Raw genomic sequence first — 15,757 nt, forward strand, 5'->3', positions numbered from 1 at the left:
CGCCCCCGCCGCCCCTACCCGTCCCATCTCCCAGGGGCTGCGCCCCTTCGACCCCCAGCGCGGGCCCGTCGTGGTTGCTCGCGCAGTTCCCCGCGCCCCTGAATGGCGCAGACCCCTTAGGGCGCGGGGAACTGCGCGACCAGCCCCACCCGCCCGCAGACACATCACGCGGCCCCCGAAAGGAAAGAATGCCCCGCTTCAGCATCATCGTCCCCACGTACGGTGTCGAAGGGCGTCTGTCACTCGCTCTGGAGTCGGTTCTCGGTCAGCCGTTCGGTGACTTCGAGCTGATTCCGGTGCATGAGGTGGCGCCGGACTCACCGGCGGGGGCGGTCAGCAGCGCGTACGCCGCGAGGGACACCCGGGTGGCCCCCGTCGAGTCGCCGCCCTCGGGCGGGCTGAGCGCCGCGCGCAACGCGGGACTGTCGGCGGCGCACGGGGCGTACGTCCTGTTCCTGGACGGGGACGACACGCTCGCGCCGGGCGCGCTGCAGGCGATCGCGGACCGGCTGGGCGAGGCCGGCGACCCCGATGTCCTGTATTTCGCGCACGAGCGCGCGCACTGGTGGGAGGGCGGTACGACCGTCGTGCGCCCGACCGGTCCGCAGACCCCGGCGTGGAGCGCGGCCTACCGCCGGGACTTCCTCACCGAGCGGCAACTCATCTTCCCCATCGGCCACTTCACCGACCTCGGCTGGAGCGGCCTGGTCGCGCTCGCCGCCGACCGTACGGCCGAACTGCGGGACACGGTCTGCGTCCGGCACCTGCTGCGCCGGCAGGGCAGCCGGCTGCACGCGCCCGGCGAGCAGCAGCTCGAACTGCTCGACCAGGTGGAGCTGGTGCTCGCCAGGGCCACGGCCGAACGGGGCGTGTCGGAGGCGTTGTTCGAGCAGTTGTTCGCGGTCGTGCTGCGGAGCGCCGCGCGCCCGGAGCGGCTGCCCGTGCACCACCGCCGCGCCTTCTTCCGCCGCGCCACGCACCTGTACCGCCACTACTGCCCGGCCGGCTTCCACCCGCCCGGCGGCACCCTCGGTGTGCAGCACCGGCTGCTCGCGACCGGCTCGTACGCCGGCTTCCGGGTCCTGTCCGCCGCCGACCGGGCGGCGGCCGGAGCCCTGGCCGCGCTCCCCCGCCCGCGCGCGCCCCTGACCCGCGCCCTGTACGCCGCCCAGCGTCGCCTTCCGCTGGACAGGAACCTCGTCGTGTACCACGGGTACCGGGACCTCGGTGTCGGCTGCGACCCCACCGCCGTCCATGCCAGGGCCCGCGAACTCGCCCCGCGCCTGCGCTCGGTGTTCCTCGTCGAGCCCGACGCCGTGGACGGTCTCCCCGAGGACGTCGAGTACGCCGTCATCGGCAGTCCGCGCCACTGGCAGGTCCTCGCCCGCGCCAAGTACCTCGTCGGCGACACCGACTTCGCGGACGCCGTCGTCAAGCGCCCCCGCAGCGTCCACGTCCGGACCCACCACGGCACCCCGCTGCGGACGACGGGCCTGGACCGGTTCCCGTACCCGGTGGTGGCCGCCACGTCCGGCGGTTTCACCGGCCTCCTCGAGCAGGTGGACCGCTGGGACTTCGGTCTCTCCGCCAACCGGCACTCCACGGAGACCTGGGAGCGGGCCTTCCCGGGCACGTACGAGCAGCTGGAGTACGGCTCTCCGCGCAACGACGTCTACTACACGGCGACGGCCGAGGACGTGGCGCGCGCCCGGCGCGAACTGGGTGTGCCCGAGGGCAAGAGGGCCCTTCTCTACGCCCCTGCCCACCGCGGCCACGACACCGGCCATGCCCCGGATCACGCCATCGATCACGCCACCGGTCATGAGGCCCGGCTCGATCTGGACGCGTTCCGCGAGGCGGTGGGCGAGGAGTTCGTGGTGCTGCTGCGGGCGCCCCACTTGCACGGCGCCAGGACACCCCGCAGGACCGACGACCGGATCATCGACGTCACCGCGCACCGCTCCACCGAGGACGTCTGTCTCGCCGCCGACGCGCTGATCACCGACCACTCGTCCCTGATGTTCGACTACGCCAACCTCGACCGGCCGATCGTGATCCACGCGCAGGACTGGGACGTCCACCGGGAGACCCGGGGCGCCTGCTTCGATCTGCCGGCCGCGCCGCCCGGTCATGTGGCCTGTACCGAGCGGGAGTTGGCGGACCTGTTCCGCGACGGCTCGTACGCGGACATGGAGGCCGACGCCCTGCGGGCCGGTTTCCGGGAGCGGTTCTGCCAGTTCGACGACGGGCGGGCGGCCGAGCGGGTCGTACGGCGGGTGTTCCTCGGCGAGCGGCCGGAGGCGCTGTCGCCCGTCGTGCCGCTCGCCGAGCGGACCCCGGCCCCGGCGCCCACCGCCGCGACCCTCGTGAGGAACTGACGGACATGCCCCGCTTCACTGTCATCGTCCCCGTCTTCGAGGTCCGGGGCTTTCTGCGCGAGTGCCTCGACTCGGTCCTGCAGCAGTCGTACCGGGATCTGGAGGTGATCGCCGTGAACGACTGCTCGCCGGACGGCAGCGGCGAGATCCTCGACGCGTACGCCGCCCGCGACCCACGCGTACGGGTGCTGCACCTGCCCGCGAACGTGGGTCCCGGCCGCGCCCGCAACGCCGGACTGCCGTACGCCACCGGGGACTTCGTCCTCTTCCTGGACGGCGACAGTACTCTCGCCCCGGGCGCCCTGCGCGCGATGGCCGACCGGCTGGACGAGGCCGGCGATCCCGATGTGCTGGTGTTCGACCACGTCCGCACGTACTGGTGGGGCGAGACGCGGCGCAACACGCTCGCGCACCTCCTGACCACAGCCGGCGAAGACACCTTCACGGTCTCCGAGTACCCGGAGATCCTCGACCTGCCGACGGCCGTGTGGAACAAGGCCTACCGGCGGGAGTTCGTGGAGGCGCACGGCTTCCGGTTCCCGCCGGGCCACTACGAGGACACGCCCTGGACGTTCCCCGTGCTGTTCGCCGCCGGGCGGATCGCCACGCTGGACCGGATCTGTGTGGCCCATCGGCAGCGGCGGCTGGGCGACCTCCTCTCCACCACCGGCCGACAGCACTTCGACGTGCACGACCAGTACGAGCGGGTCTTCGATTTCCTGGACTCCCGCCCTGAAGCGGCGAGTTGGCGGCCCTATCTCCGGGACAGGATGGCGAGGCACAGCCTGGACGTTCTCGGCGGGCCCGACCGGGTGCCGTCGGGCGACCGGGCCGAATTCTTCCGGCGGACGGCGGAGCTGTACCGGAAACACCGGTCGGACGACGGTCCCGTGGCGCCCGACTACCGGGTCCTGGAGGGCGGTTGGACCGCCTACCGCGTCCGGCGACAGGCCACCAGGGTGCGTACCGCGCTCGGCGTACACGGGGAGCGTGTGCGGGCGGCCGGTGCCGGGCTGATCGGACGGGGCTGGTCACTGGCCCACGAGCGGCTGCCGCTGGACCCGAACCTGGCCCTGTACTCGGCGTTCTCGCACCGAGGCGTGCTCGGCGACCCGGCGGCCGTGTACCAGGCCGCCCGTGACCTCGCGCCGCACATCCGCGGGGTGTGGGTGGTGCGGCCCGAGCGGGTGGCGACGCTCCCTCCGGGTGTCGAGTACGTGACGCCGGGCTCGCCCGAGCATCTGCGGACGGCCGCACGGGCGACGTACTTCGTCAGCAACGCCGCCTGGCCGGGCACCCTCACCAAGCGGCCGGGCAGTGTGCACGTCCACACCCATCAGGGGACCCCGCTCAAGTTCATGGGCGCCGACCTGCTCCACAAGCCCGGTGCCCGGCTCGGTGTGGACGTGCCGGAGATGCTGCGCGGGGCCGACCGCTGGGACCACAGCCTCGTCGCCAACCGCCACTCCGAGCTGGTGTGGAGCAGGGCGTATCCGTGCGGCTTCACCTCGCTGCGGACCGGCAGCCCGCGCAACGACGTCCTCGTGAACGCCGGGCCGGACAGCGGCGCGGCCGTCCGGGAGCGGCTCGGCATCCCGGCCGGCCACACGGTCGTGCTGTACGCGCCCACGCCCCGCGACTACCGGCGGGGCGGTCATGTCGAACGCTTCGACCTCGCCCGGTTCGCCGCCGACCTGCGCCGCAGCCTGGGCGAGGCCCACACCCTCGTCGTACGGCTGCACCCGTCGCTCGCGGACGGTCCGGCGCGCGGGTCGGGGCTCGCCGAGCTGCACCGGCGGGGGGTCGTCGTGGACGCGACGGACGAGCCGCACGTCGAGGAGCTGATGCTCGCCTCCGACGTCCTGGTCACGGACTACTCGGCCCTGATGTTCGACTACGCCAACCTCGACCGGCCGGTCGTCGTCCACGCCGACGACCGGGACTCCTTCGCGGCGAGCCGGGGCATGTACCTGGACATCACCGCCGACCCGCCCGGCCATGTGTCCCGCTCCTACCGTGAACTGGCCTGGCTGTTCGACTCCGGGCGGTGGCGGGACACGGAGTCGGCGCGGCTGCGGGCCGGCTTCCGGGAGCGGTACTGCGAGTTCGACGACGGGCGGGCCGCCGAGCGGGTCGTACGGACGCTGATGCTGGGTGAGCGGGCGGTGGCGGTGCCCGCGCCGAGGTCGGTCGCATCGGTGACGAGCAGCGGCTTCGTGCTGTCATGAGGGCACGGTCATGAGGGCACGGTCATGAGGGCGCGCGCGTGGGTGCTGCTGCTCGCCGCCGGTTTCGCGCTGCTCCAGTTCGCGAGCGTCACCGGGCGCGCCACCCCCGACACCAGGAACTACGTGTCGTACGCCCTCAGTCTGGGCGGCGCGAGCATGCGGGAGTCGGCGGCCGGGACCATCGACCACTACTGCGGGAGCCGGGCGGCGACGGCCGAGCGGAACCAGCGTGTGGACGTGGTGCGGCTGCGTGCGCCGAGCCCGGCCGCGCGGGTCGCCGAGGAGTGCCGCCGGGAACTGTGGCGGAAGGTGGACCGGCGCCTGGCGGCCGGGCAGACCGGCGGCCACATCGCTCCCTTCACCTCGGAGCGGTTCCAGCGGATCTTCGAGGTGCGGCCCGGGTATCCGGTGCTGCTGGCGCCGTTCGTCGCGGTGTTCGGAGTCGTGTGGGGCGTGTGGCTGGCGAGCGTACTGATCGCGGCGACCGGGGGCGTACTGGCCTTCCTCGTCCTGCGCGCCGTCCGCGCCCCCACCCCCGTCGCCCTCACCGGCCAGGCCCTCTACTACGTCCTCCCGTGCGGCGCGACAGCCATGCGGCCCATGACCGAGGGGCTGTTGCTGGCCCTGACGCTTGCGGCACTGTGGGGGTGCGCGCTGGCGGCGGAGGGGCGGGTGCGGGCGGGGGTGCTGCTGGTGGGCGGTGCCCTGTCGGCGCTGTTCACGGTGAAGCACTCGCAGGCGCTGTTCCTCGGGGTGTGTCTGGTGGGGGCGTGCGCGGTGGTCGCCGTGCGGCGCGCACGCGGTGGTGCACGAGAGGGGCGCGGGCCGGTCGAGCCGTGGGTGCGGGCGGTCGGGGCGGTGTCGGCGGGCGCGGTGGTGTGCACGCCGGCGCTCGCCGGGCTGCTGCACTACCCGACGTCCACCGAGAGCCTTCAGGACCTGCTCACCGACCACTTCACCCGCCCCGACCGGGCCCGGCCGTGGCCGGAGTTCCTGGGTCTGGAGTTCGACTTCTGGGTGGAGTGGGGGCGTCGGCAGCTGACCCAGCCGTTGCTCCCGGCCGCGCTGGTGGCGGGCGCGTGGGGTGCGCTGCGGCAGCGGCCGGTGTTCGGGTGGTTCGTGCTCGCGGGCGCGTTCACGGGGATCCTCAACCAGGCCGGGCACCCGGACATCACCATCTGGGGCGACCGGCTGATCGTGGTGGCGTGGCTGCTGCCGGTACTGGGGCTGCCCCTGCTGCTGGAGCGTGTCACGGCACCCCGAAGCTCACTCGATGTGGTGACCGCGAGCTGAGCCGTTGACCCATATATCAATACAGGGAATACACGGCAAATGCCCCATACAGCCCAGGCCGATCACAGTTCCGGTGCCGAATCCGGTTCCGGTTCCGGTGCGGATGCCGAATCCGGTGCGGAAGCCGGTTCCGGTGCGGAAGCCGGTTCCGGTGCGGAAGCCGGTTCCGGTGCGGAAGCCGGTTCCGGTGCCGGTTCCGGCTCTCTGGACGCCGGCGGTGCTCCCGGTCGGTGCCGCCCGCGTATCGCGCTCGGGGCCACCGCCCTGCGCGGCGGCCGTACCTGGCTGACCCGGCGGCCGACCCCGTATCTCGTCGTGGGCGGGCTGTTCTGGCTGGTGATGACGCTGGCGTACTGGCGGGTGCCGCTGTGCTGCGACGCCGGTCTGCACGCGGCGGTCGTCGAACGGCTCCGCTGGGACCTGCTGAACCCGGCCCACCCGACCGCCGCCCTGCCGGGCGCGGGCAGCCCGTACTACTCCCCGTACGCCGTCGCCCAAGGCGTCCTCGCGCGGCTGACCGGACTGAGCGGCTGGTCTCTGCTGAAGCTCGCCGGGCCGGTGAACCTGCTGGTACTGCTCACCGGGATCGGCCGTTTCGTGCGCGTGCTGACGCCCCGGCCGTGGGCGCCGGTCCTCGCACTGCTGTTCCTGACGTTGCTGTGGGGCCCCGAGCGGGTCCCGTGGAGCGGCGGCCTCGGGCTGATGTCGATGACGACGGACCTCGGCCATCCGTCGTCGTTCGCCATCGGGCTGACGTTCTGGGCGTGGGCCTGGACGGGGGCACGCGCGCGGGGCGGCGGGTGCGAGCGGCGGGTGCGGTACGTCGGGCCAAGCGGCCTCGGCGGCGCGGGGGCGTACGCCGGGCTCGGCGCGCTGTACGGGCTGATCCTGCTGGTCCATCCGATCACGGCCGCGGCTTCGGCGGCCGGTGCCCTGGCGATCGTGGCGGCCTGGCAGCGCGGGTGGCGGGGCCCGCTGGTGGGGCGCTGGGCGCTGACGGGAGCGGCCGCCCTGGCGGTCGCGGTCCCGTGGCCCTACCACGACGTCCTGTCGCCGGCCGGAGGCCCGGTCGTGGACGGCATCCACCTGCTCCGCCACGAGGACATGGCCGGGTATCTCTGGCCGACGCTGCTCGGGCTGCCGGCGCTGTGGGCGCGGGGACGCCGGTCCCCCAGGGATCCGCTGGTGCTGATGTTCACGGCGGAGTGCCTGGCGGTGGCGTACGGCTGGGCCGACGGGCACCACGCGTACGGCCCGGTGCCGGTGCTCGCGGCCGTGGTCGCGCAGTTCGCCCTGGCGGTGGAGCTGGCGGCGCCCCGGCCGTGGGGGTGGGCACGGCGCGCGCTGGGGGGTGCGGCGGCCGCGGGGGCGTGCGCGGGGTTTCTCACGGTGCACGCCGGGGCGGTCGTACCGGCCGCGCTCGACCCCGTCGGCTTCGAGCAGCCGCCGCGGTGGCCTTCGTACGAGTGGGCGGCGCGGCAGGTGCGGACGGGAGAGGTACTGATCACCGACGGGTACTACGCGGGGCGTGCGCTCGCGGGACACGGGGTGAACCTGGTGGCACCGGCCTGGCCCGATCCCGCGCTGGAGGAGACGGAGCGGGTGCGGCGGTACGCGGATGTCCGGGCGTATCTGGATCCCGCGTCCTCGCGCGCGGGGCGTGCGCGGGTCGCGCGGAGGTATCAGGCGAAGTGGCTGCTGCTGACTCGCCGACGCAAGGTGCCGGAGGAGGCGGTGGTCGTGGACTGGAGTCCCGAGACCGGGGAAGTGCTGGCGCGGATCGCTCCGTAGGGGGTGGTTCGGAGCGATCCGCGAGGTGACGGCCGGCGGGGTCCTGTCGCGCCGGCGCGGCGGAGCCGCGTACTGATACAGCGCCGCCGAAGTGCGGGCCTTGGCCCTCCCGGACCGCCGGAACTACTCGACGACCAGCTCGACCGGGATGTTGTTGCGGGTGGCGTTGGAGTAGGGGCAGACCTGGTGGGCCTGCTCGACGAGCTTGCGGCCGGTGGCCTCGTCGACGGTGTCGGGGAGTTCGACACGGAGGGTCACCTTCAGGGCGAAGCCCTCGCCCTGCTTGCCTATGCCGACCTCGGCGGTCACGGCGGCGTCACTGACGTCGACCTTGGCGGCGCGGCCGACGAGGCCGAGGGCGCTGGCGAAACAGGCGGAGTAGCCGGCGGCGAAGAGCTGCTCGGGGTTGGTGCCCTGGCCGTTGCCGCCCAGCTCCACCGGGAGGGCCAGGTCGAGGTCGAGCTTGCCGTCGTTGCTGACGGCGCGACCATCGCGGCCGTGGGTGGCGGTGGCGACAGCGGTGTAGAGCGCGTCCATGGGAGAACCATCCCTTTCACAGGTCATGTCACGTCCGGCGGTCCGGTCCGACCGCCGTTCATGGACTCAAGTAGAGCACACAATTCAATTGCCTACAACTAAATGGCGGACAGGAGTTACCCTGGACCCATGACCACGAGTGCCGCCCCCATGCCCGAGGGGATCTCCGAGGAGGTCTCCGGGCAGGTCTCCGAGGAGGACTTCCTCCGTCTCGACCGGCAGATCTGCTTCTCCCTGCACGCCGCCTCGCGCGCCTTCAACAGCGTCTACCGCGTGGTCCTGAAGGACCTGGGGATCACCTATCCGCAGTACCTGGTGATGCTGGTGCTGTGGGAGCAGGGCGAGCTGCCCGTGAAGAAGCTGGGCGAGCATCTGCGACTCGACTCCGGAACCCTCTCGCCGCTGCTCAAGCGCCTGGAGGCGGCCGGTCTCGTACGGCGTGAGCGCAGCGCCCGCGACGAGCGGTCGGTGGTGGTGCGGCCGACCCGGGAGGGCACCGCCCTGCGGGAGCGCGCGCTGGCCGTGCCGCGCCGGATCGTCTCCGCGACGACCTTCGACATCGACGAGATCCGCGAGCTGCGTGACCGCCTGGACCGCCTGACGGCCGCGCTGGACGAGGCGGCCCTGGAGGAGCCGACGGCCTAGCCTCACCCCGCCCGGCGATCGATCCGAGCCGTTCGGCCGGATCCAGCCACCCGGGCGCACCGACGGAATCCCACAACCCCGAACGGAACCCCGACCTCCCGCGCACCATCTTCCCCACGGGGCCGCGAAGCCGCCCTTAAGGGAAGATTGCACACATACCTCTCACAGGTGCGGGGCAACATGGCTCTTCAGCAGGCGCAGGTCTCCGTCGTCGTCATCGGGTACGACGACGCCGCCCACGTGGCGGACGCCGTGCGCTCGGCGCTCGCCCAGGGGCCGGCGGTCCGTGAGGTGATCGCGGTCGACGACTGTTCGACGGACGGCAGCGGGGAGCTGCTGGAGCGGCTGGCCGAGGACGAGCCCCGCCTGCGGGTGCTGCGGCGCCGGTCCAACAGCGGCGGCTGTGGCACCCCGCGCAACGACGGGCTGGACGCCGTGACCGCGCCGTACGTGATGTTCCTGGACAGCGACGACACGCTGCCGCCCGGTGCGGTGGACGCGCTGCTGGGCGCCGCCCTGGAGTACGACGCGCCGGTCGCGTCGGGGCTGTGCGTGCGCAGGGAGCTGCCGTCCGGCCGGGAGACCCCCTGGCAGCCCGAGCTGTACGCCCGGCGCACGCTGGTGCAGCAACCGTCCCAGCGCGTGCGCCTCGTGCACGACACCCTCTGCGTCAACAAGCTCTACCGCACCTCCTTTCTGCGCGATCGCGCGATCCGCTTCCCCGAGGGCCGCTTCCCGTACGAGGACTTCGTGTTCGGCGCGCGCGTGCTGGCCGCCGCACCGCGTGTCGCACTCGTCCCCGAGCCGGTGTACGTCTGGAACGTGCGCCGCTCGGCGGCCCGGCTGTCCATCTCCCTCGACCGCTCCGGCATCGCCAACTGGCGGGCCCGGACACAGGCCGACCGCCTGTCGTACGACATCCTGCTGGGCGCAGGCGAGAAGCAGCTCGCGCGGGCCACACGGACGCGCTTCCTCGACCACTCGCTGCGGATGTACGCGCGCGAGCTGGACCTGCGCGGCACGGAGTACCGGCGTGAGTGGTGGGCCCTGACGCGCGCGCACCTGGCCTCCTTCGACGAGGGCGACTTCGTGTCGGCGCCCGCGCCGGGCCGGGTCGTCGCCCGCGTGATCCTCGCCGCCGAGGAACCACGCGACCTGGCCCGCCTGAAGGAGATCGCGGCCCGCCCTGCGCGGCTGGCCCCGCCCTACGCGCGCGCGGGCGACGGCTCCCCCGTCTGGTCCGCCGACCTGCCCCAGGTGGAGCTGGACCACCTCCTCGTCCGCCCCGTGCACCTGCTGCCCGCCGCCGTCGACGCGGAACTGCGGCCACGCGCGCGGGGGACGGTGCTCCGACTGCGGCTGCACGAGCTGTACGGGCGGATGGCGGAGGCGGGGCCGCAAAGCGTGGAGGTGGAGTTCAGCGAGCGGGAGGACGGGCGGGTGGGGTTCACCGGCTCGGCCTCCCTCGTGGCCGAGCCGGACTTCGACAGCTGGACGGCCGAAGTCCCGCTGGACCTGGCCGCGCTGGGCAGCGGGACCTGGGACCTCCGGCTGCGGCTGCGCTTCGCGGACGGCGGCCACCGGGAGACCACCGCGCACGCCCTCGCGGGCGCCGGGCTGCTGCGCCGGAGCGCACTGCCGAGCACACGCCACGGAGTGCTCCTCGTACAGCCGTACGCCACCCACGCGGGGGCGCTCGCGATACGGCTCGCGCCCGGTTGGCGAGGCTTGACCGAAGTCGTACGCCGTCGCCTCAAACGCCTGCTTCACTGAAGGCCGACCTGATTGCACCTGCATCATCGCCATGACCATCATCACCATGGCATCGCCATGACTACGAGGGGACGGTCGTCCATGACCTGGCTGATCACCGGTGGCGCCGGATACATCGGGGCGCACGTGGTGCGCGCGATGATCGACGCGGGCGAGGAGACCGTCGTCTACGACGACCTGTCCACAGGGGTCGCCGAACGGGTCCCCGAGGGCGTGCCGTTGGAGATCGGCTCCACCCTCGACGGTGAGCGGCTGGCCCGGGTGATCCGGGACCGTGGCGTCACCGGCGTCGTCCACCTCGCGGCGAAGAAGCAGGTCGGCGAGTCCGTCGAACGGCCGCTGCACTACTACCGGGAGAACGTCGAGGGCCTGCGCACCCTGCTGTCGGCCGTCACGGACGCCGGGGTCACGTCCTTCGTCTTCTCGTCCTCCGCCGCCGTGTACGGCATGCCCGACGTGGACCTCGTCACCGAGGAGACGCCATGCCTGCCGATGAGCCCGTACGGCGAGACCAAGCTGGTCGGAGAGTGGCTGGTACGGGCCACGGGCCGGGCGACCGGCCTGTCGACGGCCTCCCTCCGCTACTTCAACGTGGCGGGGGCAGCGACCCCCGAACTCGCCGACACCGGCGTCTTCAACCTCGTCCCCATGGCCTTCGAGAAGCTCTCCGAGGGCGCCCCGCCACGGATCTTCGGCGCCGACTACCCGACCCCCGACGGGACCTGCGTCCGGGACTACATCCACGTCGTCGACCTCGCGGAGGCCCACGTGGCGACCGCGCGGCGGCTGCGCGAGACGCCGGGCACGGACCTCACCCTCAACATCGGGCGCGGGGACGGCGTCTCCGTGCGCGAGATGATCGACCGCATCAACACGCTCACCGGCCACGACCTGCCACCCGTGGTCGTCGACCGGCGGCCCGGCGACCCCGCGCGCGTCGTCGCCTCGGCGGACCGGATCGCGGCCGAGCTGGGCTGGAAGGCGCGGTACGGCGTCCAGGACATGATCTCGTCGGCGTGGGCGGGCTGGGCGCTGAACCACCCGGCCAGGTAAGGGATGTGACGGGATTGACGCATCGCGGGAACTGTTCGGTGCCGTTTGCGCGTGTGTACTGAGGGAAGCGAACAACGAGTACGAGAAGTACTCCGAGTAGTACAACGAGAAGTACAACGAGCAAGCGACGTACGACGTATCCGACAGGGGCGTTACGGGGGTAGCGACGATGCCGGCATGGGACATCGATCCGATCAACGTGCAGACCACGCTGAACTCGACCGGTGAGGCGGCGGGCGGTCTGGAGAAGGCCGCCAACTCGCTGGTGTCGAACATGGCGAGCGCGGCGGAGTCGGCCGGTACGGCCGTGCCGGGCGGGCAGTTCAACGGGCCCATGATCGGGCCGGTGGCCACGGGCACCCCGCGCGTGCCGGTCGGCCCGGTCGCGGCGGCGCTGAGCAAGTACCTGCAGGAGCGGCAGCAGAAGCTGGCGTACATGGCGCAGCGGACCATCGACTCCGTACAGGGCGCGGCCAAGGCCACCAACGCCTATGTCACGGGCGACCTGGACATGGCCGCCGTGCAGCAGGCCAACGCCCTCAAGGCGACGGTGGTCCCTCCCCCGCCGGGTGTCGACGGCAACGGGGGGCAGGGGCCGAAGTGAGCGACGACATCCCCGTCATCCCGGAGGAGGTCCCCGAGTTCACCGGCAACCTGGAGCTGCTCGACCAGAACATCGCGGGCGTCCGCTCGGCCGGCACCTCCCTGAAGGACTCGGGCTCGGCGATCCACACCCGCTTCGGCGGCCTCTCCGCGTACTACAAGGCGCCCGAGGCGGAAGCGCTGTTCGCGACGACCGCGCCGGTGGCGGCCAAGGGCGAGGAGTTCGCCACGGAACTGGAGACCGTGGCCTCCGCGCTGGACACGTACGCCGCGGCCGTCGGCCCCCTCAAGCAGAAGTTCGACCAGCTCCGCCAGGACGCGATCGCCTTCCGCAACAAGATCGAGGGCGACGACGAGTGGCGGGCCGACGGCGACCTCGTCGAGGAGAACAACAACCGCCGCTCGGACATCAACGCCGCGTACGCGGCCTTCCAGGCCGCCGAACGCGACTGCTACAACAAGATCGTCGCGCTGGTCGGCGGCGAGGCGCTCGTCGTCAACGACGGCTCGGACAAAGAGAACATGTACGGCTACCGGGGCGAGGACCTCAACAACGCCGGCGGTCTGCCCTGGGGCGACCCGGTCGAGGAGTCCAACCCCTGGTACTACGTCCACGAGCACGTCTGGGACTTCGCGGTCGGCTTCGTCGTCGACGGCGTGTGGGGCACGATCAAGGGCCTCGGCACACTGGTGGGCTTCAACGGCTGGGACGCGGCGGGCCAGGCCTGGGTCGGCCTCGGCAAGCTCGCCACGGGCATCCTCATCACCGCCGTACCGGTGGTGGGCACGGCGTACTGGCTGGCTCCCGACGACAAGCTGCCCTCCTGGCTGCGCGACTCCCGTACGGCCGTCGTGGAGACCGGCAAGGCGCTGATCGCCTACGACGAGTGGGGCAAGAACCCGGCCCGGGCGGCCGGGGCGGTGACCTTCAACGTCGTGACCACGATCTTCACGGGCGGCGCGGGTGGAGCGGTCTCCGGCGCCGGCAAGGCGGGCGCCATCGCCAAGGCCATCTCCTTCGCGGGCAAGGCCGGCAGGATCGTCGACCCGATGACGTACATCACCAAGGGCGTCGGCGCGACGGCGGTGAAGATCAGCGACGTCATGGCGAGCCTGCGCGGCATCACCGACGGCACGCACATCAAGCTCGGCGAGGGCACGTACCGGATCGCCGACGCGCCCAACATCACGGACGATCTGCCGGCCGGCCTGACCCCCGAGAACAGCGTCCGCATGGAGACGCCCAAGGGCGAGGTCGTCTACCTCGACACCGACACCCTGCTCGTGCACAACGCCGACGGCACGGTCCGGGAGTCCCTTGACGGCATCAAGCACGAGGGCACGGCGGCGGAGCGGGGCGTCGATGTGTCGCGGTCCGAGCCGGAGTTGGTGGGGGCCGGGGCGAAGGTGGGCGACGGCGGTACGGCTGTGGGGCGGGTCGGGGACGACGGCCTGCCGGGCGGGCGTACGGACAATCTGCCGGGCGGGCGCGGTGACAACCTGCCGGGTGGCCGCGCCGATGACCTGGGCCGGGGGCCGGCCGGGAGTCATGAGACGCCGGGCGGTGGCGGTCGTGGCGAGACGCCGGGCGGCGGGACCGACGGACCCGGCAGCGGCGGTACCGACAGCCCCGGTGGCGGCGACGGCCCGGGTGGTGGGCCTCCGCAGGATCCGCCGGGCGGCGGCACGGGTGCCGCCGACGACGGGGCGAACGACCCCGGCGGCTGGGAGCGGCAGGACGGCGACCCTCAGCCGTTCGAGCGCGGCGGTCAGCTGGAGGACCGGGTCCGTCAGGAGATGCGGGGGACGAAGGTCAAGCCCGGCGACCTGGAGCGGGTGCTGGACAACCTGGCCGGTCATCCCGCCGGCCGGGAGATCGCCGAGACCATCGCGTCCGGCCGTTTCGACGGCGCCACGGGTTTCGACCAGACGGTCTCCAGCCTGGCCCATGCGGACAAGATGTCCGGTGGCATCGAGCAGTTGCGCTTGGGCAACCGGCTGTACGAGAGCGGCGTCCGCGACATCTCCTTCGAGGTCAAGGGCGGCTTCGACATCAAGCCCGGAGTCAGGACCGGCGAGGGCACGGACCTGGACGTCATGGCCCGGGACGCGGCCGGCAACGTCCACGGCTACCAGTTCAAGGAAGTCGCGAACCCCAAGAGGACCGTCAAGAAGATCTTCGACAACATGCAGCAGTTGGCGCAGTCCGGTGCCGACTTCAAGACTTTCGTGGTCGACACGAAAGGCACGATGGCCGACCATGCGGCCATGAGGACGGCACAGCGGCTCACCGAGGTGTACGGGAAGACCAACGTGCAGTTCATCATCCGTGTCGAGGACGGGGTCATGCGGATCCCGCCCGACGGTACGTTCATGCCGGAGGCAGCACTGTGATCGCCAGCACCCCTGTCGCCCGCTGGACCTGGGGACGCGACACCGAGAACGGAAGTGATGTCACGGAGTGCCTCCAGGCCCTGCTCGGCGCGTATTCCGTTCTCGCGCGGCACCGGCTGGCCGTCGGCGCTCCGACGGTCCATGTGTCCGTCCACGAGGCGGGCGGCTCGGACAACCGCCTCTTCGAGGGCGACCTCCCGCTCGGCGAGGTGCCGTCCGCCGCCGACACGGTCCGGACACTGACTGCCCGGATCGAGGGGGAGCTGCGCCCCGGCGAGATCGGTGCCGTGTACGCCGACATCGTCTGCCATGGCGTCGTGCGGGCCCCCGACGCGGACGGCGAGACCCACGAGGAGCGGCTGTTCGTGCTCGGTGCCTCGGCCTTCCTGGACTACGTCACCGCCGACCTCAGGACCTTCTCGGACGCCTGGATGCCGTACGACCTGGAGGGGCGCCCTCAGGCCGGCGTCCACGCCGCGAACTACCCACGGCTGGCCGCAGCGCTGCGCGACCTGTCCGAGGTGCTGGACGCGGAGATCGACCCGGACGACCCGACGTACTTCGGCAGGCCGACCGAGACGGGCGTCGACAACTTCTTCGAACCGGACGGCTCCCCCTCCGACGTGTGGTCCCGTTTCGAGATCCCGAGGCGCACCGAGGTCTTCCGGCACGGACCCGTCTTCGACTCCGTGGGCTACAAGCGGTCCAGGGCCGGGCAGGTCCGGTACGTCCCGGTCGTCGCCGACCACGGCGGCGTCCTCGGCTACCTCTGGGCCTCGGACGCGGACGCCGCCGCCAGCTTCGAGCCCCGCGAGGCGGCCGGGGAAGAGGCCCGCAAGGCAGGCCTCGTCTGGCTCGACCGCCTGCACGAGTCGTACGAGCACGGCCTGACCCCGACCGAGGCTCTCACCGCCTGCGCCCGCACGCCCGCCGACCCGGTCGCCGGCCACATCCCCCCGACTGCCGAGCCCCGCTCCCTCCCGCTGGACGACCTGCGCGAACTCGCCGGGCACGGCGACTGAACCGTCACGGGACGGTACTGAGTCACGGTGGTGAGTGACG

General features: G+C 72.4%; 11 protein-coding genes. 10 read left to right on the top strand and 1 reads right to left on the bottom strand.

The window, feature by feature from the left end:
• Positions 1–188: 188 nt before the first annotated feature.
• From OG858_RS17785 to OG858_RS17800, 4 genes are read left to right on the top strand one after another with little or no spacing between them, the layout of a single operon-like run.
• Entirely contained in the window at positions 189–2,378 is a 2,190-nt protein-coding gene (locus OG858_RS17785) for a bifunctional glycosyltransferase/CDP-glycerol:glycerophosphate glycerophosphotransferase (RefSeq protein WP_328544722.1), read from the top strand.
• A gap of 5 nt (positions 2,379–2,383) precedes the next feature.
• Positions 2,384–4,606: a bifunctional glycosyltransferase/CDP-glycerol:glycerophosphate glycerophosphotransferase gene (locus OG858_RS17790; RefSeq protein ID WP_086752372.1), complete on the top strand. Its 2,223-nt coding sequence runs from the start codon at positions 2,384–2,386 to the stop codon at positions 4,604–4,606.
• Between the two features lie 24 nt (positions 4,607–4,630).
• Positions 4,631–5,899: a hypothetical protein gene (locus tag OG858_RS17795; RefSeq protein WP_327743947.1), complete on the top strand. Its 1,269-nt coding sequence runs from the start codon at positions 4,631–4,633 to the stop codon at positions 5,897–5,899.
• A gap of 39 nt (positions 5,900–5,938) precedes the next feature.
• Complete coding sequence (locus tag OG858_RS17800; protein ID WP_328544721.1) at positions 5,939–7,690, top strand: hypothetical protein; 1,752 nt, start codon at positions 5,939–5,941, stop codon at positions 7,688–7,690.
• A 123-nt stretch (positions 7,691–7,813) separates the two neighbouring features.
• Here OG858_RS17800 and OG858_RS17805 read toward each other — a convergent pair whose 3' ends face one another.
• Positions 7,814–8,227, bottom strand: coding sequence for an organic hydroperoxide resistance protein (locus tag OG858_RS17805; protein WP_037703658.1), 414 nt, complete (start codon positions 8,225–8,227; stop codon positions 7,814–7,816).
• Between the two features lie 129 nt (positions 8,228–8,356).
• Here OG858_RS17805 and OG858_RS17810 point away from each other — a divergent pair, with 129 nt between their 5' ends.
• The 6 genes from OG858_RS17810 (at position 8,357) to OG858_RS17835 (ending at position 15,717) form a co-directional block, all read left to right on the top strand.
• Complete coding sequence (locus OG858_RS17810) at positions 8,357–8,872, top strand: MarR family winged helix-turn-helix transcriptional regulator (RefSeq protein WP_086753491.1); 516 nt, start codon at positions 8,357–8,359, stop codon at positions 8,870–8,872.
• 180 nt (positions 8,873–9,052) lie between these two features.
• Positions 9,053–10,645 carry a glycosyltransferase family 2 protein gene (locus tag OG858_RS17815; protein ID WP_319268134.1) on the top strand — a complete coding sequence of 531 codons (1,593 nt, stop codon included), beginning with the start codon at positions 9,053–9,055 and terminating at the stop codon, positions 10,643–10,645.
• A gap of 81 nt (positions 10,646–10,726) precedes the next feature.
• Positions 10,727–11,698: a UDP-glucose 4-epimerase GalE gene (gene galE / locus OG858_RS17820; RefSeq protein WP_328544720.1), complete on the top strand. Its 972-nt coding sequence runs from the start codon at positions 10,727–10,729 to the stop codon at positions 11,696–11,698.
• Between the two features lie 169 nt (positions 11,699–11,867).
• On the top strand, positions 11,868–12,302 hold the full coding sequence (locus OG858_RS17825) for a DUF6507 family protein (RefSeq protein WP_086752635.1): 435 nt from the start codon (positions 11,868–11,870) through the stop codon (positions 12,300–12,302).
• Positions 12,299–14,695 carry a hypothetical protein gene (locus OG858_RS17830; RefSeq protein ID WP_319268131.1) on the top strand — a complete coding sequence of 799 codons (2,397 nt, stop codon included), beginning with the start codon at positions 12,299–12,301 and terminating at the stop codon, positions 14,693–14,695. Before OG858_RS17825 ends, OG858_RS17830 begins: the two co-directional genes overlap by 4 nt.
• Positions 14,692–15,717: a hypothetical protein gene (locus OG858_RS17835; protein WP_086747156.1), complete on the top strand. Its 1,026-nt coding sequence runs from the start codon at positions 14,692–14,694 to the stop codon at positions 15,715–15,717. The genes OG858_RS17830 and OG858_RS17835 overlap by 4 nt, the downstream gene beginning before the upstream one ends.
• Positions 15,718–15,757 lie beyond the last annotated feature (40 nt).

The organism is Streptomyces europaeiscabiei (genome assembly GCF_036346855.1).
Lineage (GTDB): Bacteria > Actinomycetota > Actinomycetes > Streptomycetales > Streptomycetaceae > Streptomyces > Streptomyces europaeiscabiei.

Bases quoted from the DNA above. Each gene is read 5' to 3' on its own strand.
- OG858_RS17795 (WP_327743947.1), top strand. From the start codon at position 4,631: ATGAGGGCGCGCGCGTGGGTGCTGCTGCTCGCCGCCGGTTTCGCGCTG.
- OG858_RS17790 (WP_086752372.1), top strand. From the start codon at position 2,384: ATGCCCCGCTTCACTGTCATCGTCCCCGTCTTCGAGGTCCGGGGCTTT.
- OG858_RS17825 (WP_086752635.1), top strand. From the start codon at position 11,868: ATGCCGGCATGGGACATCGATCCGATCAACGTGCAGACCACGCTGAAC.
- OG858_RS17800 (WP_328544721.1), top strand. From the start codon at position 5,939: ATGCCCCATACAGCCCAGGCCGATCACAGTTCCGGTGCCGAATCCGGT.
- galE (WP_328544720.1), top strand. From the start codon at position 10,727: ATGACCTGGCTGATCACCGGTGGCGCCGGATACATCGGGGCGCACGTG.
- OG858_RS17805 (WP_037703658.1), bottom strand. From the start codon at position 8,227: ATGGACGCGCTCTACACCGCTGTCGCCACCGCCACCCACGGCCGCGAT.
- OG858_RS17815 (WP_319268134.1), top strand. From the start codon at position 9,053: ATGGCTCTTCAGCAGGCGCAGGTCTCCGTCGTCGTCATCGGGTACGAC.
- OG858_RS17785 (WP_328544722.1), top strand. From the start codon at position 189: ATGCCCCGCTTCAGCATCATCGTCCCCACGTACGGTGTCGAAGGGCGT.
- OG858_RS17810 (WP_086753491.1), top strand. From the start codon at position 8,357: ATGACCACGAGTGCCGCCCCCATGCCCGAGGGGATCTCCGAGGAGGTC.